This is a genomic window from Bradyrhizobium canariense (assembly GCF_900105125.1).
GTDB lineage: Bacteria > Pseudomonadota > Alphaproteobacteria > Rhizobiales > Xanthobacteraceae > Bradyrhizobium > Bradyrhizobium canariense_A.
Genome location: NZ_LT629750.1, coordinates 5,773,294 through 5,796,546, shown reverse-complemented (window position 1 = coordinate 5,796,546; position 23,253 = coordinate 5,773,294). Strand labels below are relative to the sequence as shown.

The following is a 23,253-nucleotide window of genomic DNA, read 5'->3' as shown; positions in this document are numbered from 1 at the left end:
GCACAGTCAAGAACATGCGATCCGCATATCTGCCACGCGCATCTTGCCGCCCATCTTGATCGGCGGCGGCGGATGGACCACCATGCGATCGCATCAATGAAAACCCTGGAAAAAGGGCGAGGAAACCCATGAACAAGATACCCGGCTTCGGACTTATCGAGCGTGCGCGAGCGCTGGCGCCGCTGATCCTGAGCGAGGCCGACGAAATCGAACGGACGCGGCGTCTGACGCCTTCAGTGGTCTCCGGCCTGATCGAGAACGGGCTATACAAGGTGCTGTTGCCGCAGAGCACGGGTGGCGCCGAAGCGCCGCTCGACGTTTTCATGCAGATGCTGGAGGAAGTGGCAAAGGCCGACGCCTCCACCGCATGGTGCCTCGGCCAATGCAGCGTCTGCGCCATGACGGCGGCGTATCTCGATCCCGATACCGCGCGCGAGATTTTCGGAGCCCCCGATAGCATTCTCGCCTGGGGCGCGATCGCGGGCGAGGTGCAGGCCGTGCCCGGCGGATATCACGTCCACGGACGCTGGGACTTCGCCAGCGGTTCGCGTCAGGCGAGCTGGCTCGGCGCGCATGTCCAGGTCGTCGAGGCCGACGGCACCAGGCGGCGCAAGCCCAATGGCGCGCCGGAAGTGCGCACGGTGCTTTTTCCGCTGAGCAGCGCCACGATGTATGACGTCTGGGACGTGATCGGCCTCAAGGGCACCGGTACCGACTCTTACTCGGTCGACAATTTGTTCGTGCCGGAAAGATTTGCGGCCCTGCGCGACGAGCCCACGGCCGTGCGTGAAAAAGGCCCGCTCTATCAGCTCACCACCAACATCGTGTTTGGAATGGGCTTCGCTGCGGTTTCGCTTGGCGTTGCGCGGGCGACGCTCGACGCCGCCATCGATCTGGCGCGCGGCAAGGCGTCGGTCGGCATCAAGGCGATGCGCGAGAATAACGCCGTCCAGGGCGCCATCGGCCGCGTCGAAGGCAATCTGCGCGCCGCGCGCGCCTATCTCTATGCGACGGCGGAACAGGTGTGGAATGATCTGACGCGCACGGGAAGTTACACCGAAGAGCATCGCGCCATGCTCCGCCTCGCATCGACCTGGACCATCCATCAATCGGCATCCGTGGTCGATGCCGCCTATCACATGGCGGGCGCAACCGCCGTCTTCCATGCCAACAAGTTCGAGCGTCGGTTCCGCGACATGCATGCCATCGCCCAGCAGATCCAGGCCCGCGACACGCACTACGAAGACGTCGGCCGGGCGCTTCTGGCAACCGATCCCGGCGCCGGTGCCAACGTCACCTGAAACGGTGACAATGGGCTCAAATCGAAAAGATCCAGGAAGAAGGGCGCGCCCGAACTTCCTGGATCCCGCGGTCGAAGCGGCGTTTGATTCGTATCCCAAGCCGCTCAAGGCAAAATTGCTGGCGTTGCGCCGGCTGATCTTCGATACCGCAAGGACCACAACAGGTGTCGGCGCGCTGGAAGAGACCCTGAAATGGGGACAGCCGAGCTATCTCACGTCGGAGACAAAAAGCGGCAGCACGATTCGAATCGACCGGGTGAAATCCGCCACCGGCCAATACGCGCTCTTTTTCCATTGCCAGACCGATCTGGTCGCAACCTTCCGCGAGCTGTATCCGACCGAGTTCAGCTATGGCGGCAACCGCAGCATCATCCTTGACGTCAACGACGACGTTCCAAAACCGGCATTACAGCATTGCGTGGCGCTGGCGCTGACTTATCACCTGACCAAGCGCAAAGCCGCACGCCGCAAATGACCATCGCACCGTCAAGCGACGAGCGCGGCCTTTGCCGTATCTTCCGGCGCGGCGGAATCCGCGCCGCTTTGTGCTTGCAATAGTCCGACGATCTCGGCATTGGGCCGCGCGCGGCTGAACAGGAAGCCCTGCCCCTCCTGGCAGCCCTCGGCGCGCAGGCAGCTCAATTCGCTTTCGGTCTCGACGCCTTCGGCGGTGATGGTGACGCCGAGGCCCGCGCCGAGGCTGATGATCGCACGCACGATCGCCTGCGCCTCGCGATTGGTGCCGAGGTCGCGCACAAAGGACTGGTCGATCTTGATCTTGTCGAAGGGAAAGCTTCGGAGATAGCTGAGGCTTGAATAGCCGGTACCGAAATCGTCCATCGAAATGCGCACGCCGAGGGCGCGCAGCGCATGCAAGGTGGCCAACACCTGGCTGCTTTTTTCCAGCAACAGCGTTTCGGTGATCTCCAGCTCCAGCCGCCTTGCCGGCAGGCCGGACTGTTTCAGCGCCTCCATCACCAGCGACAGCAGATTGCCGGTGCGAAATTGCAACGGCGACAGATTGACGGCGACGCGGACGTCGTCGGGCCAGCGCGCGGCGTCCGTACAGGCGCGGTGCAGCATCTGGCCGCCAAGCGCATTGATCAGGCCGGTCTCTTCGGCGACCGGGATGAATTCGGCCGGCGAGATCATGCCGCGCTCGGGATGCGGCCAGCGCACCAGCGCCTCGAAGCCGGTAATCCGCCCGGTCGAAAGATCAACCAGCGGCTGATAATACGGACGCAGCATATCGCCCTGGATGGCCTCGCGCAGGTCGATCTCGATCTTGCGGCGGCTCTGGGCGCGCGCGTCCATTTCGGCCTCGAAAAAGCTGAACGTGCCGCGCGAGTCGTTCTTGGCACGAGACAGCGCCATCGCCGCATGTTTCAGCAGCTTTTCGGACTCCTCGCCGTCGCTGGGCGCCATGGCGATGCCGATGCTGGCGCCGATCACGACGGAATGGTCGTCCAGCAGATAGGGCTCGCTGATCGCCTCCAGCAACCGCCTCGCCAGCAAAACGGCATCTTCCGGCCGTGCCAGCCCGCTCTGAACGATCGCAAATTCGTCCGAGTTGAGGCGGGCGACCATGTCCTCCTCGCGCAGCGTGGAGCGCAGTCGCTTGGCGACGCCGCGCAGCAACTTGTCGCCGATGCCGTGGCCAAGCGTGTCGTTGATCGCCTTGAAATTGTCGAGGCCGAGCACCAGCACGGCTGCTTTATCGGAGGTGCGCCGGGTGTGAACCAGCATCTCGTCCATGTGCTGGCGCAGCACGTTGCGGTTCGGCAAGCCCGTCAACCCGTCATGTTGCGCCATGAAGGCGAGCCGGGCCTCGGCGCGCTTTCGCTCGGTGATGTCCATCAGTGCCAGCAGCACCGCGGGCTGGTCGGCATAGACCAATTGGCGCGAATAGATCGCAAGATCGATCAGTGTTCCGTCGGCCCTGACATGCTTCCAGGTCCGCGCCGTCAATTCGTCGGTCGAATGGTCGCCGGCCCAGGGCGGTTCGGATTCGAAGGCCTGAATGCTGCGGATGGTGAGCTTTTCGAATTCCGCGCGGCTGTAGCCGTAATGTTCGATCGCGGCGTCGTTGACGCCAAGGATGCGCTCATCGTTGAGCGCGCACAGGATCATCGGAACCGGATTACTGTCGAACAGCAGGCGGAACGAGGCCTCGCGCTGCTTCAGTTCGGTAATGTCGACGCGCAGGCCGATGATGCCGCCATCCTCGGTCAGCCGCTCCTCGATCAGGATGCAGCGGCCGTCCGCCAGGGTCTGCTCATGACGTTCGCCGGGCTGATAAAGCCTGGCGATCCGCTCGGCGATCCATTCCTCTTCGCGGCCGATCGCGGCGGGATAGTCGCCGCGCTCAACGCCGACGCGGATGGTGTCCTGCAGCCGCGCGCCGTGTTCGAACAGGTCCGAACTGCGGCTATAGATCTCGGAATATTTCTTGTTCCAGAGAATGTAGCGCCCATCGGCGTCGAGAAACACGATGCCTTGCGGCAGGATGTCGATCGCCTCGCGCAGCCGCTCGTGCGATTTTCGCGCCTCCGCGATCGCAGCTTCAGCCTCCATGCGCGTGCGCGCAATTTCGCTGCTGCCGGCGGAAACGTCCCGGCTGCTGCCACGGAGTTTCGGACCAGGTTTCACCGGCCTGCCGCCGCCGCGGACCATCGCCGCGCGCTTTGGTTTCCTGGATGTCTTGCTCTTGGATGTCTTGGGCCGAATTCTCGGCATTGCTTACGCCCCACTCGCCTTCTGCGGGTGGTGTTCTCCGATAAGTGTCTGAAAAAATGGTATCTCTTGCCGGTAGCCTGTTCGATGACGGCGTTTCGGCTGCCTGTTTGGAGGGCGAAAACCAGACGTCAGCGCGACAAAGGCCGTTCGGCACGCCGCGAATGGCGGCGTCCGCGAACAAGTGAAGCAAAATCAGCTGCGTTCCATGACAAATATCTGACGGACATGCGGATTGTATACGCGATGCCCGAAATGCCACCGATACGCACGAAATTACGCCAGTGACCGGCAAGGTTATCGAGTGGTTAAAGCAGCAACTTCGGCTGATCGAACCTGGCGGAATCGTCTTCGTCCGCTTATCCGAATTATCCCGGATTTTACCAAGATCGCGGGTTGCATGCTCGCGGCAACAGCCCAGCCAATCTTGCGTCACCCTATCGCCTGCGGCACGCATAGCGGTGGAGATCAAGCAATTGCGACTGGCGCGCGTTGTTCGCGGGGGCTAATTCATATTGCCCCTGCACCGTCGAGGGACCGGATGTATCTGCGCTTGATTTTCATGCTCCTGCTGCTGGCCGCGGCTCCAGGAGGTGTCACCGCAGCGCTGGCGCAGGACAAGGGCACCGTCGATCCAAAGCCGCTGCCGCCGCTTGCCAATCCCAACGATCCCAAGCTCGCCGCCAAGGAATTGTTCGGCCGCAAATTGCTGCCCACGGCGGGCTCACCGCGCGTGATCGGCTTCTACGCCAATGGCTGCATTGCCGGCGCAGATAGACTGCCGATCAATGGCGATACCTGGCAGGTGATGCGGTTGTCGCGCAATCGCAACTGGGCGCATCCCGACATGATTGCACTGCTGGAGCGGTTGTCGGCCAAAGCCCACAAGGACGCGGGCTGGCCCGGAATATTGGTCGGCGACATGGCGCAGCCGCGCGGTGGTCCGATGATCAGCGGCCATGGAAGCCATCAGATCGGACTCGATGCGGACGTCTGGCTGACGCCGATGCCGGACCGTCGATTGTCGCGCGAGGAACGCGAGGAAATGTCCGCGGTCATGATGGTGCGTCCCGACCGGCTCGACATCGACCCGAAGGTCTGGACACCAGGCCATCTCGCCGTAATCCGCGATGCCGCGCAGGAGCCGCGGGTGCAGCGCATCTTCGTCAACGCCGCGATCAAGAAAGCACTGTGCCGCGAGGCCAAGGGCGATCGGAGCTGGCTGTCCAAGGTGCGACCGTGGTGGGGCCACGACTATCACTTCCATATCCGCATCACATGTCCCGCCGGTGCCACGGAATGTAAATCTCAGCCGCCGCAGGAGGGAGAAGGCTGCAGCGCCTCGGACCTCGCCTACTGGTTCAGCGATGGAGTGCTTCACCCGAAGCCGCCGGAGGAGCCGGCAAAGCCGAGCCACCCGATGACCCTGGCGAAAATGCCGGCCGATTGCCGTCAGGTGTTGGCCGCGCCGGATGCGAAGCAATAAAACGGCGGCGCCACATGGATTTTCATGGGGCTCGAAAACGCGGTTAACTTTCGTTTTGACATGTTTTCTTTGCGCGAAGCGGGTATCCACTTTGTCCGAAAACGCTATATTGTCCGGCGTCGCCGCGCCGTAAGCGCTGGCGAGGCCGCGGATCAGGGCTGCTGATCTCATCTCCTTCCCGCTATGCCGTTTACGATTGGCGTCATGCCGGGATAAACCTTGAAGAATCCACCATGCGCATCAGTGCACGCAACCAGATCAAGGGCACCGTCGTCGACGTGAAAAAGGGCGCGACCACCTCGCATGTCCGCGTCGATATCGGAGGCGGCCAGATCGTGACGTCCTCGATCACCAACGAGGCGGTCGATGAATTGGGCATCAAGGCCAAGGGTCACGTGACCGTCGTGGTGAAGGCCTCCGACGTGATGATTGCGGTGGATTGATCATGCGCATAGCTCTGCTCATCGCCTTTGTCTTGCTCGGAACGGCTTCCGCGTTGGCGGCGGAAGAGCCAAGCGGCTGCGACAAGTTCAAATGGCCGATCGAGCGGGAGCGCGCCGCACTGACGGCGCCGGATCGGGTGAAGCTCGTATCCGGCGGCGAACTCGCGACGCCACCGACGACGGGAATTACGCTTGCACTGGTCGCGCCTGCCGACGCCAAGCTTCCCACGCCGCCCGAGCGCGCACCGAAGGAAGGCACTTTCGCCGGGTTTGCGAGCTTCAAAAACGCACCGAAGTCCGGCATCTACACCATCAGCCTGTCCGCGGGCGCCTGGATCGATGTGGTCCAGGACGGACATGCCCTGAAGCCAAAGGGTTTTAGCGGCGCGACCGATTGCGACGGCATTCGCAAGACCATGAAATACGAGATTTCGGCAAGCCCGTTCGTGCTGGAAATCAGCGGTGCCAGGGAGAATGCCCTGTCGGTGGCGATCCTGCCGTCCGAATAGACAAAAGGTCGCCTTTACCCCCGCATATTCAGCCTGTTATTGTTTTTGCCAGCGATATCCCGATCGGCCGTAAGCCGGCGGGATTGACGGAACGGCGCTTCCGCCTGTCACCTCGAACCGATTCCTCACGCCCGATTTGCGCGCGCCATGCGCCGCGAACACGCACGGAGCGCCCCAATGCATCGTCTCGCCGGATTATTCTTAGCCTTCACGATCCTGTTTGGATCAGCCTTCTCGCCCGCCTCTGCCGAGGACAAAAGCCTCACAATATTCGCCGCGGCTTCGATGAAGAATGCGCTCGATGATGTCGATGCCGCCTATACCGCGAAGACCGGCGTCAAGATCGTCGCCAGTTATGCCGCAAGCTCGACGCTCGCCAAGCAGATCGAACAAGGTGCGCCGGCCGATGTTTTCGTGTCCGCCGATACCGACTGGATGGACTATGCGACGGCTAAGAAAAACATCAATGAGCCGACGCGGGTCAATCTGCTCGGCAACAGCATCGTGCTGATCGCACCGAAGGATTCCAAGATCGACAATGTGACGATCGGGCCGGGATTCGATCTCGCCAAGCTTGCCGGCGACGGCAAGATCGCGACCGGCGACGTGAAATCGGTGCCGGTCGGCAAATACGCGCAGGCCGCGCTGGAAAAACTCGGAGCGTGGCAAGCCGCCGCGCCGAAATTCGCGATGGCCGAGAGCGTGCGCGCCGCGCTGGCGCTGGTGGCGCGCGGCGAAGCCGTGCTCGGTATCGTCTATTCGACCGATGCGAAGGTCGAACCCGGCGTGAAGATCGTCGGCACCTTCCCGGCCGATTCACATCCGCCGATCATCTATCCGGTCGCGGCGACCTCGACCGCGAAGCCCGATGCACCCGCTTACCTTGCGTTCCTGAAGACGTCGGCGGCGAAAGCGATCTTCGAGAAATATGGTTTTACCTTCCTCGTCAGCCCTACGACCTAACACCAGTGCCGCCGATTTGAAGTTCCTGCGGTGGTCGCCGATAGCCCGGTCAGGAACTTCAAATCGATTAGCGGCTCTGGAAGTATTGACTTTTACTAGCGCCCTTTTGTTTCCGAAGTTCGTAACAGAGGAACCGCGATTGCATACGAACTTCGGAAACGGGCGCTAGTGTTCGATATTTCGCCGACGGAGTGGACGGCGATCCAGCTTTCGCTGCGGGTTGCCACGGTTGCGACGCTGGTCGCAACCCCGCTCGGAATTGGCGTGGCATGGCTGCTGGCACGGCGTGATTTCTGGGGCAAGGCGCTCCTCGATGCACTGATCTATTTGCCGCTGGTGCTGCCGCCGGTGGTCACCGGCTATCTGCTGCTGCTGACATTCGGCCGGCGCGGCCTGGTCGGCGCATGGCTCGCCGATCATCTCGGCATCGTCTTCGCATTTCGCTGGACCGGTGCGGCGCTTGCCTGCGGAATCATGTCGTTTCCGTTGCTGGTGCGGCCGATGCGGCTATCGATCGAGGCGGTGGATCGAAAGCTGGAACAGGCGGCGGCCACGCTGGGCGCGGCGCCCTGGCGTGTGTTCCTGACCGTCACTTTGCCGCTGGCGCTGCCAGGCGTGCTGGCCGGCATGGTGCTTGGCTTTGCCAAGGCGATCGGCGAATTCGGCGCGACCATTACTTTCGTGTCGAATATTCCGGGCGAGACCCAGACCATTTCATCGGCGATCTATTCGCTGACCCAGACACCGGATGGCGATGCGGCGGCGCTGCGGCTGGTGGCGGTTTCGATTGTGCTCGCAACAGGGGCGCTGGTTGCGTCCGAATGGTTCTCGCGACGCGCTTTGCGGCGCCTGCACGGAAATTGACGATGCTGCGCGTCGACGTTTCAAAGCAGCACGGCGAATTCCTGCTGGAGGCCTCGTTCACGAGCGAAGGCCGGGTCACCGGGCTGTTCGGCGCATCGGGCGCCGGCAAGACCTCGCTGATCAACATCATCGCGGGATTGGTGCGGCCGGACCGCGGCACCATCGCCATCGACGGCGAGACGCTCGACGACACGGCCGCGCGCATCCACGTCCCGCCGCATCGCCGGCGCATCGGCTATGTGTTCCAGGATGCGCGGCTGTTCCCGCATCTCGACGTGAGCCACAATCTCGACTACGGCCGGCGCATGAATCGTCTGGCCGACGATCCCGCGCAACGGACGCGCGTCGTCGACTTGCTTGATATCGGTAGCCTCTTGAACCGCCGTCCAGGGCAGCTCTCGGGCGGCGAACGCCAGCGGGTTGCCTTTGGGCGCGCGCTGCTGTCGAAGCCAAGATTGCTGCTGCTGGACGAGCCGCTGGGCGCTTTGGACGAGGGGCGGAAACTGGAAATTCTGCCCTATCTGGTGCGGTTGCGCGACGAGGCCGGAATTCCCATGGTCTATGTCAGCCATGACGCCGCAGAATTGCGCCAGTTGGCGACGCAGATCGTGATGCTCCGCGGCGGGCGCATCACCGCGTTCGGCGGCGTCAAGGTTTTGCCGGTCGTCCGCTCGCCGGATTGATATCCTGGGTGGCGCAGGGGCCAAGCTTGAGCAGGCTTGCACTAAACGTAATCGAACAGCGCCATAAAACCGAAGTCCATATGCAACTGCTGATGACAGTGAAACAGGGTTCGGCCGGGATTGTCCGCCACAAAGTCGACTTCCGCTTGCTGATAGCCGCCCAGCATGACGACATCCTTCATGATCCCACCGGTGGTTTTGCCTGCAATCCGGATCAGTTCGAAACTGTGACGGTGCAGATGGACCGGATGTATATCGTCGCTGGCATTGCTCATGCGTAGCCGATAGCGCTTCCCCTGGCGCAGACGAAACATCGGCTCCATTTTGTCCATCGAGAACGCCACGTCGTTGATGCGCCATTCGTTGAAGCCTTGGTCGGCGGCGTTGTTCTTGGTGAAGGTCATCTCGATGGTTTCATCTGGCGCTTGCGCGTTATGGCCAGATTTTCCGAAGCGCGTGTAATCCCATTTGAACGGAGCCGGCTTGCTCCATTTTGGCTTTCCGGTTTTGCCGGCATATTCGATGACGATACCCATGCCCCTCGAGCGATCGTCGTCCGCCAAATCGCCCATTACCCATACCCCGGGATGATTCATCTCCACGACCGCCGATATACGTTCCGCGGTCCCTAGCCACAGGACCGGCACTTGCGCCGATGTCGGGACGGGATTGCCGTCCAACGCGATCACCTCAAAGCTGTGCCCCGGTAAAGCCAGGCTGCGGATTTCGGTCGCGCTGCCATTGACGATGTGAAACAGGACACGTTCCCCGGCCTTGACGCGAATAGGATCGCCGTGACCCAACATGCGGCCATTGATGGAGAACAGGCCATAACCGACCTCGAAACCGTGCGGCATTCCCTTGGCCAACGAAGCGCTCATCGCGGACTCGCCCGCCTCTTCGAGAGTCTTGACTCGAGTTGCGGGAGCCAGAAAGTCCATCGCCATATCGCCGCCGCGACTAAGCGCCGGCTGGAATTCCTTGAGCATCAGAAACACTTCGCGATCGTAGCGACCGGGCTCTTGCTTCGGCTCGATGTAAACGGTCCCTACTTGCCCGCCATATTGTCCGGCGGACAGATCAGCGTCGGGCGTGAGATGCGTGTGATAGAAACGCAGTCCCGCAGGCCCCGGCGTAAAGCTGATGCGGCGCATACCGCGGGCCGGAATGAACGGTGTCCCCTCTTCTGAGGCTCCGTCCACGTCGACCGGTACGGTCTGCCCATGCCAATGCAACTGCTCCGGCGTATCGGTGTCGTTGTGGATATCGACGACGACCTGCTGGCCCTCCTTGAAGCGCAGCAGCGGCCCGGGAAACTGCCCGTTATAAATGGTGGTGGAAATGATGCGATCCGGCGCCAATTCAACCAGCCCATTGCCAATCCGGATCGTCTGATCTGCTGCGCCTTGAGACGCGCCTTGGGATGCGCCTTGGGGCAATACGGACGGGCTACCGGAAGACTGGGCACGGACCAATTTCGGGAGCGTCGCCGAGAGTGCTGTAACTCCCCAAGCTTGCAGCAACCGGCGGCGATCAATCGTCATGAGAAGCCTCCGCGCGACGGACCAAGCCGACCAGCCGCACTGTGGAATGCGATAGTCTGGACCGAACGCTGTCATAAACGGGGATTTTCATCAGAACAGACCAACGCGCGCCGTTGTGGTTCGTCCGTACTGTCGGATACCGAAGCCATCAAGGTCTCCCTCGAGTTTACGCCATGCCCGGAAACGCTTGGCTTCAGTATCGGTTCCCGATATCGTTTATCGATATCCAGGCCCAATCGCATGAATCCGGGCAATGAAGTTCAACGATCTGCTCACCGGCTTTATCCGGCTGCATATCCTGCATCATGCGGCAGAGCAGGAAATCTATGGCCAGTGGATGATCGACGAGTTGGCGCGGCACGGCTATCGGCTCAGCCCGGGAACTCTGTATCCGATGCTTCACGCGATGGAACGGAAGGGCTATCTGACTTCGCGCGTGCAGCGCGAAGGGCGCGTCGGGCGAAAACTCTACAAGGCAACCAGACTGGGCAAACAAGGGCTCACTTTGGCGAAGGTCCGGGTTCGGGAGTTCACCGGCGAAGCGATGAGGCGATGAGGCTGATGGCCGGTGCCCACGTATGAACGACGATGCTCCCAAGGGCCGCCTGAGCGAGGTCTTTACCGCATTCTTGAAGCTGGGCCTGACATCTTTCGGCGGCCCCATCGCCCATCTCGGCTACTTCCGGGATGAACTGGTGGTACGGCGCCAATGGCTCGACGAGACCGCCTATGGTGATCTGGTCGCGCTCTGTCAGTTTCTGCCGGGACCAGCCTCCAGCCAGGTCGGCTTTTCCCTCGGTGTTCTCAGGGGCAATGGCCTTCTGGGCGGCCTGGCTGCGTGGTTCGCCTTCACCATGCCATCGGCCCTGATCCTGTTCGGCTTTGCGATGAGCGCAGCCGCATTCACAGGACCCGTTGCCGAAGGTTTCCTGCATGGCCTCAAGCTCGTCGCTGTCGCGGTCGTCGCACAGGCCATCTGGGGCATGTCGCGAACCCTCACCCCCGATCGCGCCCGCGCGGCAATCGCACTTGCCGCGATCGCGATCGTTGTCTTCATCGCCGGATCGTTCGGGCAGATCGCAGCGATCGCGCTCGGGGCATGCGCCGGCCTTTGGTTCTGCCGGGCAGACGTCGCGCCGGTTTCCGGGCATCTGAATTTTCCGGTCACCCGGCGGGGTGGTGCCGTCGCGCTGATTCTCTTCACGGCGTTTCTCCTGATCCCGCCGGTCGTCGCCACCGCGACCCATTCTCAAGGGCTCGCCTTGTTCGACGCGTTCTACCGATCGGGCGCGCTGGTCTTTGGTGGCGGCCATGTCGTGCTGCCTCTGCTTCAGGCTCAGGTGGTGTCGCCGGGATGGGTCACCAACGAGGCCTTCCTCGCAGGCTATGGACTGGCGCAAGCGGTACCGGGGCCGCTCTTCACATTCGCGGCCTATCTCGGCGCAGTAATCGGGCCTGCGCCAAATGGCGTTGCTGGTGCGGCCATTGCGCTCGTCGCGCTTCTCCTCCCGGGCATGCTGCTCGTTTATGGCAGCTTACCGTTCTGGGATGCGATGCGGACGCGCCCCGCCGCTCAGGCCGCGATGCGCGGCGCCAACGCAGCCGTGGTCGGCATTCTCGCTGCGGCCCTCTATAACCCGGTCTGGACCAGTGCGGTCCTGGCACCGCGCGATTTTGCGCTCGCGCTCGCGGGCTTCCTGCTCCTCACCGTTTGGAAAGTGGCCCCGTGGATCGTGGTGGTGCTCTTGGCCAGCGCCGGCACCCTGTCGCAACTGATATGAATATCCAACGTCGCGATTTGCGACAGCGGCAAAATCATCCCGAGGAAAGAAGCCGGAGCGCCGTCTCTGCTCAGACGATTTCACGCGCGCGCAAATCCGCGATCGCGTTTGTATCGTAGCCGAGCGAGATCAGCACCTCGTCGGTATGGGCGCTGAGTTCGGGCGCCATGCGATCGAGCCTGCCGCCGCCATGCGCAAGCTGGAAGCCGCTGCCGGCAAAGCGCAGGCGGCCATAGGGCGTATCGATCTCCTGCACGGCGCGGCGTGCCGCTATCTGCGGGTGATCGATCACCTCCTCGACCTTCCAGATGCTGGCGCAAGGTGCGCCTGCCGCCTCGAGGATCTTCTCCCACTCGCGCGGATCCTTTCTCGACAGCGCTTCCTCGATGATGGCGCGCAGCGCTGGCTCATTTTCCTGCCGCGCGAACCAATCGGCAAAGCGCGGATCTTCCAGCGCGTCGGCGCGTCCGAGCGCGGTCATCAGCGACCGGTATTGCTTTTCGCTGTTCACGGCGAGCAACAAATAGCCTTCGCCCGCCCGAAACAGGTTGGCGGTTGGCCTGCGGCTCACGGCCTGATTGCCGGACAATTGCTGACGATGGCCGGCCACGGCGTAATCGGCGACCTGCCCCGACAGGAACGCCAGCGTCGCCTCGAGCATGGAGACGTCGACCATCTGCCCCTTGCCGGTGTGGGTGCGCTGGAACAGCGCGCTCGATACGCCGAACGCCGCGGTGGCGCCGGACAGCACGTCGCAGACCGCGAAGCCGGCGCGCGTTGGCCCGGTCTCCTCGTGGCCTGTGATCGCCATGATGCCCGACATCGCCTGGATCTTGCCGTCATAGCCCGCGCCGAGACGCTCCGGACCGGTCTGGCCAAAGCCCGAGATCGCGCAATAGATCAGCCTCGGGTTAACCGCCGAGAGTGCCGCATAACCTATTCCAAGCTTGTCCATCACGCCGGGACGGAAATTTTCCATCACCACGTCGGCCTGGGCCGCGAGCTGCCTGACGATGGTGATCGCCTCCGGCTTCTGCAGATCGAGCGTCAGGCTGCGTTTGTTGCCGTTGATCGCCTGCCAGCCAGGAGCGAGACCGCGATCCGCCCATTCGCGGCTCAACGGAGTGCGGCGCATGTCCTCACCTTCGCGCCGCTCCACCTTGATGACGTCGGCACCAAGCAATGCGAGCTGGTAGCTCGCATAGGGGCCAGCCAGCACCTGCGTGAAGTCGAGAATCTTCACGCCTTCGAACGGTCGGGTCACGCGGCTATCCTCCTGATGGCATTATTCTTGTTTTTTGTTTCCTGTTGTTTGATGGCGCGTCAGGCGGCTCTGTTGCCCCGCGCGATTTCTTTCTGCTTGTCGAATTCGGCGCGGCGCCGCGCCAGTTCTTCCGGGCTCATCTGCGCGATGTTGTTGTAGTCGAGCTTCCAGGAAGCATCCTCGCTCCAGCGCAGCGGCGACTGCATCGTGGTGCGTGCGCCGGAGGCGTGCTCCAGCAGACCCAGCGCCTGTTCAAGCGTCAGCGTCTGCGACTCGATATCATGCGGCTTGCCGGCGGAGTTACCGAGCGGGAAATCGCTGAACAGGAAGCGCGGCACGGAAGCGTGCTCGATGATGTCCTTGGCGCATCCCATCACCACCGTGGGAATGCCATTGGCTTCGAGGTGACGGGCAACGAGGGCGGAAGTCTGGTGGCACACCGGACAATTCGGCACCAGCACGGCGACATCGACCTTGTCGGCAAGGCAGCAGGCCAGGATTTCCGGGGCATCGACGTCGATGGTGACGCGGTGACTGCGATTGGTCGGCGCGCCGAAGAAGCGCGGCGCGACTTCGCGGACCCGCCCCGAAGCTGCCGCCTTCAGGAGCTGCGGCAGCGGAAACCAGGTGCCGCTGTCGGTCGCCGACGTGTGCTTGCGGTCGTAGCCGATATGCGAGATCCGCAAATCGTGCGGCTTCGAGGTGTCGCCGTCATAAACCTTGTAGAACTTGGCGCCGCCGTTATACGCGGCACCCGGGCCCTGATCGCCCTTCGCCGGATCATAGGGAGCGGCGGTGGTGACGATCGTCACGCGCGATTGTGAAAGCGGCTTTTTCAGCGGCTGGAACGGGGCGTCGACATAATGCGCCCAGCGGTAGGGCGTGGTGTAGCCGATCGCGGTGTAATAATCGCGGGTCCGCTGCATATAGGGGATTGGGGAATCGTAGTCAGGTGCAAAGCCAAGTTGGTCATCCAGCGAGCCGGGCATGGTTATATTTCTCCTGCGTTTCCACCGCGAGGCCGTTCATCGACCTTTCGGCTAGACTAAGGATAGTCCGGCCATTCCTCAACAGCAGACATAGCGCGCTAAGTTCCCGCCACCGACGACCATATCTCCGACAGCTTGCGCTTGAGCGACGCCATCCGCGTCAGATGCCCGGCCTCCTCTTCCTCTTCCGGCAGACGAAGGCCGACGACGTTGACCCTGCCGCCGCTGAGATTGCGCGCCACCAGGACGATGGAGTCGAGCGCCAGCGTCGCGCCTTCCTTCGGCGCGTGATCGAGATGGACGTCGAAATAATCCGAGAGTGTGAGCTTGGACTGCTCCGTATCCACGGTCACGCCATAGATCTCGGCCAGTTCACCCAGCGTGTGCTCGCCCGACACCATGAAATCGCCGAGCAGATGCGGATCGGGCGCGCTGCTCGGCGCCATGTCGACGAAGAAGCGGTCGAGCGCCTCGGCCTTTTCCGGCGGCGCCAGCAGATAGATATAGTCGCCGGCGGCGACGGGATCGGCTTCGGCGGGCGAGAGAATGCGCTGGTCGCGAATGACCAGCGTCGGCTTCGACCAGGAGGGGATCAGCCCGCGCCGGAAAAACAGGCTTTTGGGACGGACTGAATAGCCGACCAGTTGCTGCTCGAGTTGGCCGGGCAGATCGAGCTCGACACGCCGCGGCCCACGGTCCGAGCGCGGCAGCGCCACGTGAAGACGGCGCGCTGCTGCCGCCAGCGTCCAGCCCTGCAGCAGCAGCGAGATGATGACGACGACAAAGGCGACGTCGAAATAGAGATACGCCTTCGACAGCCCGACCAGCATCGGGATCGACGCCAGAAAGATCGCCACCGCGCCGCGCAAGCCGGTCCAGGCGATGAAGATCTTTTCCCGCCAGTTGAAGCGAAACGGCGCCAGGCAGAAAAATACCGCAATCGGCCGCGCCACCAGCATCAGCGATAGCGCGACGATCACCGCCGGCACGGCGCTGCTCACCAACCGCTGCGGCGAGACCAGAAGGCCGAGCAGGACGAACATCACGATCTGCGCCAGCCAGGTCGCGGCATCGAGAAACGTGACCACCGAATTATGCGCGCGGGTAGGTCTGTTGCCGATGATGATGCCGGCGAGATAGACCGCGAGAAAGCCCGAGGCGTGCGCGATCTGCGCGCTGCCGAAAATCACCAGGGCCGCGGTGGCGACGAACGGCGCATGCAGGCCCTGCGGCAGCGCCACCCGATTGAGCGCCAGCACCACGAGCCGGCCGCCGATCACGCCGACAATGGCGCCGAACATGGCCTCGCGGCCAAATTCAAGCGCGACATGCCAGAACGAACTGGCGCCGCTTGAAATCAGCTCGACCAGCATCAGCGTGAGAAACACCGCGAACGGATCGTTGGTGCCGGATTCGACCTCCAGCGTCGCGCCGACGCGCGGCCGCAGCCGCAGGCCCTGCGCATGCACCAGCAGGAACACCGCCGCCGCGTCCGTCGACGCCACCACGGCTCCCACCAGCAGCGCCTCGATCCAGTTCAGATCAAGCGCATATTTGGCGACCGGCGCCGTGATCAAGGCCGTCAGCAGCACGCCGACCGTCGCCAGCACCATCGATGGCGCCAACACCGCGCGGATGCTTTGGAACCGCGTTTTTAAACCGCCATCGAACAGAATCAGCGCCAGCGCCACCGAGCCGACCAGATAGGTGGTGCGGACGTCGTCGAAACTAAGCCGGCCCGGGCCGGAATCGCCGGCCACCATGCCGATCAGCAAGAACACCAGCAGCAAGGGCGCGCCGAACCGCAAGGCGAGCAGGCTCGACAGGATGCCGGCCATCACCAGAACGGCGCCGAGAAGGATTGTCAGACTAACCGCGTCGAGAGATGCCATGAGCCTGCCAAATCACCTGCAAATACCTGCATTTGCATCCTTATCGTCGCCACACTGCGACGCCAAGGCCATTTGTGCTGGCGGCGACAATGTGCCCATAGACCCACTTTAACTGGCCAAAGCCAAGCTCTCGTAACGATGGCGTCGATGTCGCTTGTGTGGGAATCTGCCGGATATTCGAATCAAATTTATCCGCGCGCGATCCTCCGGACGAGACTTGACGATGGACATCAACGACATCCTCGATTTGCTGCATTCCGCCGCGCGCTCGGTCGGCGCGGAAGTCACCTCGCCATGGTTTTATCTGCAGATTGGCCTGGTGCTGGCCGGCGCCGGAATCGCATTCGCGGCCGGATCGACCATTCGCGCACGCACCGACATGACCACGCTGGCGATGGGGTGGCCGGCGCCGCTGCGGATGATCGTACGCGTGTTGGTCGACTACTCCTCGACCGCCGTGTTCGCGGTGCTGATGCGGGTGGCGCGCATGATCATGCAGGCATCGACCTGGCCGAGCCGCAGCTATTTGCTGGCGGTCTTCGCCAAACTCGCGCTGGCGTGGCTGGTTATTCGCCTCGTGACATCGGTCATTCGCAACGAATTCATCGTCCGCCTGGTGTCGCTGTCGGCATGGCTGGTGGCGGCGCTGAGCATCATCGGCGAACTTGGCCCGACCATCGATGCGCTCGACTCCGTCTCCATCGAGTTCGGCGGTCTGCGGCTGACGCCGCTGGTGCTGATCAAGCTCGGCGTGTTGCTGTCGGTGGCGTTGTGGCTGACCAATGTCGCCAGCAACTTCGCGGAGAGCCGGATCACGCGGTCCGGGGATCTGACGCCTTCGATCCAGGTGTTGCTGATCAAGATCATTCGCCTCGCGCTGATGGTCTTTGCCGTCGCGGCGACCATGAGCGCGGTCGGCATCAATCTCTCGGCGCTGGCGATCTTCTCGGGCGCTGCCGGCGTCGGCATCGGCTTCGGCCTGCAGAAGATCATCGCCAATTTCATCAGCGGCATCATCCTGCTGGTGGACAAATCGGTGAAGCCGGGCGACCTCGTCACCATCGGCGACAGCTCGGGGCGCATCAGCGCGATGAAGACGCGCTATATTTCGGTCGCTGCCGGCGATGGCCGGGAATTCCTGATCCCGAACGAAGACCTGGTGACGCAGAAGGTCACCAACTGGACCTATACCGACAAGAACACGCTGGTGAAGGTCAATTTCGGCGCCAATTACGATGCCGATCCGCGGGTGGTCTGCAAACTGGCCGCGGATATCGCCGCCGCATCGCCACGCGCGATCAAGGGCAAGCCGCCGGGCTGTATCCTGACGGAATTCGCCGAGGCCGGCATGAAGTTTTCCCTGATCTTCTGGATCGCCGACCCCGACGGAATGGACAATGTGAAGAGCGACGTCATGCTGGCGCTATGGGAGGCGTTCAAGCGCGAAGGCATCCGCGTGCCCTATCCGGTGCGCGAGCTTCGCGTTCGTGGCGGCGCGCTGCCGGTCGAGACCACCATGGTAGAGGTTTCGAACTGACGCCTGGACCGCTCGCCGCCGGATTCGGCACACGATACGGCCAAATACGATCAAGAACGCGCCTCGGTTCCACCAAATTATACCAAGACAACCAATCAGCCCGGCGCCAACCTTGGCTTGCGCTGATCGCTCTGATCATTAAATTAGGGTCATAAATCACCCACCACAGTCCACCCACCGAAATATGACCCGCCCATGAGTTACGTCGAAGCCACCGATACCTCCCTGCGCAAGACCGGGCAGATCAAGCTGCACGGGCCGAGCGGGTTCGCCGGCATGCGCAAGGCCGGTGCACTGGTGGCGAAATGCCTCGACGAACTCACCGACATCGTGAGGCCGGGGGTACCGACGTCGCGGATCGACGATTTCGTCCGCGATTTCGCCTTCAGCCATGGCGCCTATCCCGCGACCCTGATGTACCGCGGCTATCGCTATTCGACCTGCACCTCGATCAACCATGTGGTCTGTCACGGCATGCCCGGCGATCGGGCGCTGAAGGAGGGCGATATCGTCAACATCGACGTCACCTTCATCGTCGACGGCTGGTATGGCGATTCCAGCCGGATGTATACGATCGGCCCGATCGCCCGCAAAGCCGAACGGCTGATCGAGGTGACGTATGAGGCCATGATGCGCGGCATCGCTGCGGTGAAGCCCGGCGCCACCACAGGCGATATCGGCTACGCCATCCAAAGTTTTGTCGAGCCGCAGGGCATGAGCGTGGTGCGCGATTTCTGCGGCCACGGCTTGGGACGCATGTTCCATGACGAGCCGAACATCATCCATATCGGCCGGCCCGGCGAGGGCGTGGCGCTAAAGCCCGGCATGTTCTTCACCATCGAGCCGATGATCAATCTCGGCAAGCCGCATGTGAAGATCCTGTCCGACGGCTGGACTGCGGTGACGCGCGACCGTTCGCTGTCGGCGCAGTTCGAGCATTCGGTCGGCGTGACCGCGACTGGCGTCGAGATCTTCACGCTCTCGCGGCGCCACGGCGAAAGACCGCCGGTGGCGGCCTGATCTGATCGCCCCTCCGAGCGCTGGACCAGAGCGTTTTCGAGCGAAGTGGACGCCGGTTCGCGTGAAGCAAACGCGTCAAATCAAAGGTTAGAGCCTCGGTTCTGATTCAATCAGAACCGAAAAGGCCCTGGCGCGCTATTCGGCCTCGGTCGCGAGGTAGATCAATGCCGCGAGCGGCAACCCGATCCCGATCCATGAGACCAGCGTCCAGCCGCCATTGGCGTAGGCCCATCCGCCGATGGCCGAGCCGGCGGCGCCGGCGAGGAAGAACGTCGTCATGTAGAGCCCGTTCAGGCGGCTGCGGGATTCGGCCCCGAGCGCGAACAACGTGCGATAGCCGAGCACCACATTCGCCTGCACCCCGAAATCGATCGCGATCGCGGCGGCCGCGAGTACCACCATCGAGAGGGTCGAACCGAAATCGACCAGCCGCGTCAGCGCAAAGCCTCCCGCGGTAAGCAGCATCGCGATCGCGGTCGCCGGCCGTGTCCATCCCCGGTCCGCGACGCGACCGGCGAGCGGGGCGGAAATGGCGCCCGCGGCACCGACCAGCGCGAATATGGCGATGCCGATTTGCGAGAGATGGAATGCGGGTCCAGCCAGCAGCAACGGCGTCGTGGTCCAAAACAGGCTGAAAGCACCGAACAGACAGGCCTGATAGAACGCGCGGCGCCGCAGCGGCACGTTGGTCCGCGCGATGTGCACCATCGAAGCCAGCAATTGGCCGTAGCCGAGCCGCGCCGTCGGCACACGCGGCGGCAGCGTCTGCCACAGCACGAGGACCAGCACCACCATGATGCCGGCCGACACGAAATACACCACGTGCCATGACGACAACGCGGTGATGAAGCTTGCCGAGGGGCGCGACAGCATCACGCCAATCAGCAGCCCGGAAGTGACATTGCCGACCGCACGGCCGCGGGTGGCTGGAGGCGCCAGATGCCCGGCGTAGGGGATCAGGATCTGCACCGCGACCGAGCCGACCCCGGTGAACAGCCCGGCGACAAGGAACGGCAGCGGATGGCTCGAGAATGCGGCTCCCAGCAACGCCAGCGCGCCAAGGCTCGTCGCGGCAAGCACCAGCCGCCGGTTCTCGACGAGATCGCCGAGCGGCACGATCAGCATCAGGCCTGCCCCGTAGCCGAGCTGGGTCACGGTCACGATCAGGCCGGCCACTTGCGGCGACAGCCCCAGATCCGCACCGATCGGACCAATGAGCGGCTGCGCGTAATAGAGATTGGCAACAATCAGCCCGCAGGACACGGCAAGCAGCAGGGTCAGCCAACCCGTGAGTATCTCGGGCCGGCGCGGCATATCCGAAGCGATCGTGGTCACTGAGGTCTCCATCTCGGGATTGCCCATTTCAGCAATGAGCAACAAGTCAGGCGCGAAATTTCATCGCGATGGTGATGACGGCGGACGGATCAGGCGGGGGCGTCCCGCTTTTTTCCGACCACGCACATGCTGTTCGCCGAACACCACCGTGTGCGCGGCGCTATCCGGTTGACCTGCCTTGGGATGGATTTATCTGTGTGACGTTGACGGACCAGGCCGGCAATGAGTGCGCTCGTTCTCGGCGAGGCTGCCGCTCAAACGCTGCCGCGTCACGATCAGGGATCGCGCGTTCAACGCGCCGCCGACCGCGACCGCTGCAGCCACCCACTAACTAATGGATTCGAGATGGAAGGCAAGCAGGTCCGGAAAAAGCGAGGTCTCGCCAACCATCACATATCTGTCAGCGAGGGTTGATCTGGCCCGGAAACAGGGCGGCGTCACGCGTGCGGCCCGCCCCGCCATGCCGCACTTCCCAGTTGCAAAAGCCAACCGGCACGGCATGGTTGGCGCCGATGCCCAGCAAGAGCGATGACCAGGAAACACCGCCTTCCGAGAAGCCGCATTATCACGGCCATCGCGAACGGCTGCGGGAGCGCTTTCACGGCGCTGGTCCCGATGCGCTGAGCGACTATGAGCTGCTGGAGATGGCGCTGTTCGCCGCCCTGCCCCGTCGCGACACCAAGCCGCTGGCCAAATCGCTGCTCAAGAAATTCGGCTCGTTCGCCGAAGTGATCCACGCGCCGGAAGCGCGGCTGCGGGAAGTCGAGGGAGTTGGCGATGCGTCCATTACCCAGATCAAACTGATCGCGGCGGCCGCGACCCGGGTCGCCAAGGGCCAGGTGCAGCAGCGCACGGCCTTGTCGTCCTGGAACGACGTGATCGACTATTGCCGGACCAGCATGGCGTTTGCCGACAAGGAGCAGTTCCGCATCCTGTTTCTCGACAAGCGCAATCAGCTGATCGCGGACGAAGTGCAGCAGGTCGGCACCGTCGATCACACGCCGGTCTACCCGCGCGAGGTGATCAAGCGGGCGCTGGAATTATCCGCAACCGCAATCATCCTGGTGCACAACCATCCGTCCGGCGATCCGACGCCCTCGCAAGCGGATATCCAGATGACCAAGGCGATCGTCGCGATCGCACAACCCTTGGGAATCTCGGTGCACGATCACATCATCGTCGGCAAGAACGGACATGCGAGTTTGAAGGGGCTAAGGCTGATATAAATTGGCGAAGTTTGCATGCCCGGAGCGGACCACGTAGTCCCTCGGTTCGCGAAAATTTGTCTACCGCGCTCGGTGCCGTGACCGGCATGCAGCCAAACTCAATTCTTGCCCGACGATGATATTTGTTGTGACTCAGCCAGTGGAGTCTGGCTTCGGTTCAAGTCATCGATGCGCTTGGCTTGGGCAATGTCGGCAAATGCGCGCTTGAAGTCGCCCATACGATAGAAGATGACGCCGCGGTCGATATAGGCATCCGCAAAGTTCGGATTGAGATCGATCGCCATATCGAAGTCGACGAGCGCGACGTATATATCACCACTGCGATAGTTCGAGATGCCCCGCTCTCGATAGTATCTAGCATCCTTCACCCCGACGTCGCGCTCCGCGGGAACATTGGCAATCGCCGGAGCGCTGTCGATATTCTCCGCAGGCGCAGCAGCGCTTGGTGCCGCCGCCTCTTTGACGGCCTCGGGATTCTCCGGCTTGTTAGCGGCTCCGATATCATCAAGCTCGTTGCGCGGGCGCCCCAGGCCGATCGTACCGGATGGCTGCGGCGATATTGCAGCGGCTACCGACGCTGGTTCGCGTGCAGATACCTCGACTACTTGTGCCGGAATGATGAGGGATGCCTTCGATACATATCCGAACAGCAGGTATCCCCCGATCAACACGACCGAGAAAACAGTACCCGCGACCGCGAACTTCAGACGTTGCTCCCGGCGTGCGACTGCCAGCAACCGGTCATAGGTCGCCCGCTGCCGCTCATCGCTGAGGATGGCATTCGCGCGGACGATTCGCCTGAACCTTAGTGGGGCATCCGGATCGCCGGGGTTGTTGTCAGGGTGGTTTGCTTTAGCGGCTTTGCGGAATGCAGCTCTGAGGCTTTCAGCGTCGTCGTCTGGAAGTGCATCGAGTAAACCGTAAAGGGTCCTCATAATTACTCACGCAATTATTACTCACGCAACTACTACTACTCCTCAGCAATTCGCTCTCGTCTTTGGGGCCGGCAATTGACAGGCCTAATACAATCAAATGAAACCTTACTACTTAAAAAGGGTGGTGATTGAGTATGGCAAAAAGAGGACAGAATTGAGGACTGCTGCCACACCGGTGTCATCGAGGAGACACGGGCCGCGATGCGCGCCCATCAATCAGCCGCAAGTCGTAGCCGTGCTGATTGTTACCGGGCCGATCGCGGATGTTGAGCGGGTTCAATCTCGCATGTGCTCGACGCCTGGAGCAGTTTTAGGCGGTCGCGTGCAAGCTTCTCGGCATCTTGGTAACATTGCCGTTCGTAATCGATTTTCAAACGAGCCCATTCATTCGGGTCCACAGCACTAACGTCGGTTCTCTTGAACTCGCAGTTGGGCGCCGGCTGTGGCGTGAGCAGCGCCGGATCGGGTCGGCGGATTCGCAGCTCAGCATAATGACGTGGTTCAGCGTGCCTAAGAGCACGGGCGGGTGCGCGGACGGGAGCAGCCCTGACCTCGTGCTGAACCAGATTAAATTCACGGTGATCCGGATTGCGCGCGCACCCGGCGACTGTCATCGCGGAGAAAACGACAGAGATGGTCAGAAGCCTGGGGGCGAATGACGCCAGGCCGAGCATCCACAGCCGCGTCTTTGCAGATTCGCAGCAGTCGTCTGCGTAATGCGCTGGACCCGCGATCGCCATGCTCACAA

The 23,253-nt window shown here is 62.4% G+C and carries 21 protein-coding genes; 13 read left to right on the top strand and 8 right to left on the bottom strand.

All coding sequences use genetic code 11. From position 1 onward, the window contains the following. The first annotated feature begins 128 nt into the window (after positions 1-128). Together BLV09_RS27450 and BLV09_RS27445 are read left to right on the top strand one after the other, a co-directional pair. Positions 129-1,301, top strand: a complete 1,173-nt coding sequence (locus tag BLV09_RS27450) for an acyl-CoA dehydrogenase family protein (RefSeq protein ID WP_100385347.1) — start codon at positions 129-131, stop codon at positions 1,299-1,301. 10 nt (positions 1,302-1,311) lie between these two features. Next, a complete protein-coding gene (locus BLV09_RS27445; protein WP_146689635.1) occupies positions 1,312-1,776 on the top strand; it encodes a DUF1801 domain-containing protein in 465 nt (154 codons plus the stop codon). 11 nt (positions 1,777-1,787) lie between these two features. Here BLV09_RS27445 and BLV09_RS27440 read toward each other — a convergent pair whose 3' ends face one another. Continuing rightward, a complete protein-coding gene (locus tag BLV09_RS27440) occupies positions 1,788-4,037 on the bottom strand; it encodes a putative bifunctional diguanylate cyclase/phosphodiesterase (RefSeq protein WP_146689634.1) in 2,250 nt (749 codons plus the stop codon). Between the two features lie 538 nt (positions 4,038-4,575). Between BLV09_RS27440 and mepA the strand changes: the two genes are divergently transcribed. The 6 genes from mepA to modC all read left to right on the top strand — a co-directional run bounded on the left by mepA (position 4,576) and on the right by modC (position 8,982). After that, positions 4,576-5,520 (top strand): penicillin-insensitive murein endopeptidase, encoded by a 945-nt coding sequence (gene mepA, locus BLV09_RS27435; RefSeq protein WP_146689633.1) that lies wholly within the window; start codon positions 4,576-4,578, stop codon positions 5,518-5,520. Between the two features lie 233 nt (positions 5,521-5,753). Then, a complete protein-coding gene (locus tag BLV09_RS27430) occupies positions 5,754-5,963 on the top strand; it encodes a TOBE domain-containing protein (RefSeq protein ID WP_100385342.1) in 210 nt (69 codons plus the stop codon). 2 nt (positions 5,964-5,965) lie between these two features. Then, the gene (locus BLV09_RS27425; RefSeq protein WP_146689632.1) at positions 5,966-6,472 is read left to right on the top strand and encodes a hypothetical protein; all 507 of its coding nucleotides are present in this window, start codon (positions 5,966-5,968) and stop codon (positions 6,470-6,472) included. 177 nt (positions 6,473-6,649) lie between these two features. Then, positions 6,650-7,435 (top strand): molybdate ABC transporter substrate-binding protein, encoded by a 786-nt coding sequence (gene modA / locus BLV09_RS27420; protein WP_146689631.1) that lies wholly within the window; start codon positions 6,650-6,652, stop codon positions 7,433-7,435. 168 nt (positions 7,436-7,603) lie between these two features. Then, the gene (gene modB, locus BLV09_RS27415; RefSeq protein ID WP_146689630.1) at positions 7,604-8,299 is read left to right on the top strand and encodes a molybdate ABC transporter permease subunit; all 696 of its coding nucleotides are present in this window, start codon (positions 7,604-7,606) and stop codon (positions 8,297-8,299) included. A gap of 2 nt (positions 8,300-8,301) precedes the next feature. Further along, on the top strand, positions 8,302-8,982 hold the full coding sequence (modC, locus tag BLV09_RS27410; protein ID WP_146689629.1) for a molybdenum ABC transporter ATP-binding protein: 681 nt from the start codon (positions 8,302-8,304) through the stop codon (positions 8,980-8,982). A gap of 41 nt (positions 8,983-9,023) precedes the next feature. On the opposite strand, the gene BLV09_RS27405 is transcribed toward modC, so the two are convergent. Next, positions 9,024-10,526: a multicopper oxidase family protein gene (locus BLV09_RS27405; RefSeq protein ID WP_146689628.1), complete on the bottom strand. Its 1,503-nt coding sequence runs from the start codon at positions 10,524-10,526 to the stop codon at positions 9,024-9,026. Positions 10,527-10,779: 253 nt separating this feature from the next. On the opposite strand from BLV09_RS27405, the gene BLV09_RS27400 reads away from it, so the two are divergent. Further along, positions 10,780-11,082, top strand: a complete 303-nt coding sequence (locus BLV09_RS27400) for a PadR family transcriptional regulator (protein WP_146689627.1) — start codon at positions 10,780-10,782, stop codon at positions 11,080-11,082. A 22-nt stretch (positions 11,083-11,104) separates the two neighbouring features. Next, a complete protein-coding gene (gene chrA / locus BLV09_RS27395; protein WP_146689626.1) occupies positions 11,105-12,307 on the top strand; it encodes a chromate efflux transporter in 1,203 nt (400 codons plus the stop codon). A 70-nt stretch (positions 12,308-12,377) separates the two neighbouring features. Here chrA and BLV09_RS27390 read toward each other — a convergent pair whose 3' ends face one another. The 3 genes from BLV09_RS27390 to BLV09_RS27380 form a co-directional block, all read right to left on the bottom strand. Continuing rightward, complete coding sequence (locus tag BLV09_RS27390; RefSeq protein ID WP_146689625.1) at positions 12,378-13,571, bottom strand: CaiB/BaiF CoA transferase family protein; 1,194 nt, start codon at positions 13,569-13,571, stop codon at positions 12,378-12,380. A 59-nt stretch (positions 13,572-13,630) separates the two neighbouring features. Further along, positions 13,631-14,560, bottom strand: coding sequence for a glycine reductase (locus BLV09_RS27385; RefSeq protein WP_146689624.1), 930 nt, complete (start codon positions 14,558-14,560; stop codon positions 13,631-13,633). 98 nt (positions 14,561-14,658) lie between these two features. Then, on the bottom strand, positions 14,659-16,452 hold the full coding sequence (locus BLV09_RS27380; protein ID WP_146689623.1) for a potassium/proton antiporter: 1,794 nt from the start codon (positions 16,450-16,452) through the stop codon (positions 14,659-14,661). Positions 16,453-16,675: 223 nt separating this feature from the next. Here BLV09_RS27380 and BLV09_RS27375 point away from each other — a divergent pair, with 223 nt between their 5' ends. After that, the gene (locus BLV09_RS27375) at positions 16,676-17,989 is read left to right on the top strand and encodes a mechanosensitive ion channel family protein (RefSeq protein ID WP_433994361.1); all 1,314 of its coding nucleotides are present in this window, start codon (positions 16,676-16,678) and stop codon (positions 17,987-17,989) included. A gap of 195 nt (positions 17,990-18,184) precedes the next feature. Next, positions 18,185-19,009: a type I methionyl aminopeptidase gene (gene map / locus BLV09_RS27370; protein WP_100385330.1), complete on the top strand. Its 825-nt coding sequence runs from the start codon at positions 18,185-18,187 to the stop codon at positions 19,007-19,009. A gap of 135 nt (positions 19,010-19,144) precedes the next feature. Here map and BLV09_RS27365 read toward each other — a convergent pair whose 3' ends face one another. Next, positions 19,145-20,323 (bottom strand): MFS transporter, encoded by a 1,179-nt coding sequence (locus tag BLV09_RS27365; RefSeq protein ID WP_433994448.1) that lies wholly within the window; start codon positions 20,321-20,323, stop codon positions 19,145-19,147. A gap of 533 nt (positions 20,324-20,856) precedes the next feature. On the opposite strand from BLV09_RS27365, the gene radC reads away from it, so the two are divergent. Then, positions 20,857-21,570: a RadC family protein gene (radC, locus tag BLV09_RS27360; RefSeq protein ID WP_146689621.1), complete on the top strand. Its 714-nt coding sequence runs from the start codon at positions 20,857-20,859 to the stop codon at positions 21,568-21,570. 98 nt (positions 21,571-21,668) lie between these two features. On the opposite strand, the gene BLV09_RS27355 is transcribed toward radC, so the two are convergent. Beyond that, a complete protein-coding gene (locus BLV09_RS27355; RefSeq protein WP_146689620.1) occupies positions 21,669-22,505 on the bottom strand; it encodes a DnaJ domain-containing protein in 837 nt (278 codons plus the stop codon). A gap of 245 nt (positions 22,506-22,750) precedes the next feature. Next, entirely contained in the window at positions 22,751-23,245 is a 495-nt protein-coding gene (locus tag BLV09_RS27350) for a hypothetical protein (RefSeq protein ID WP_146689619.1), read from the bottom strand. Positions 23,246-23,253: the final 8 nt, after the last annotated feature.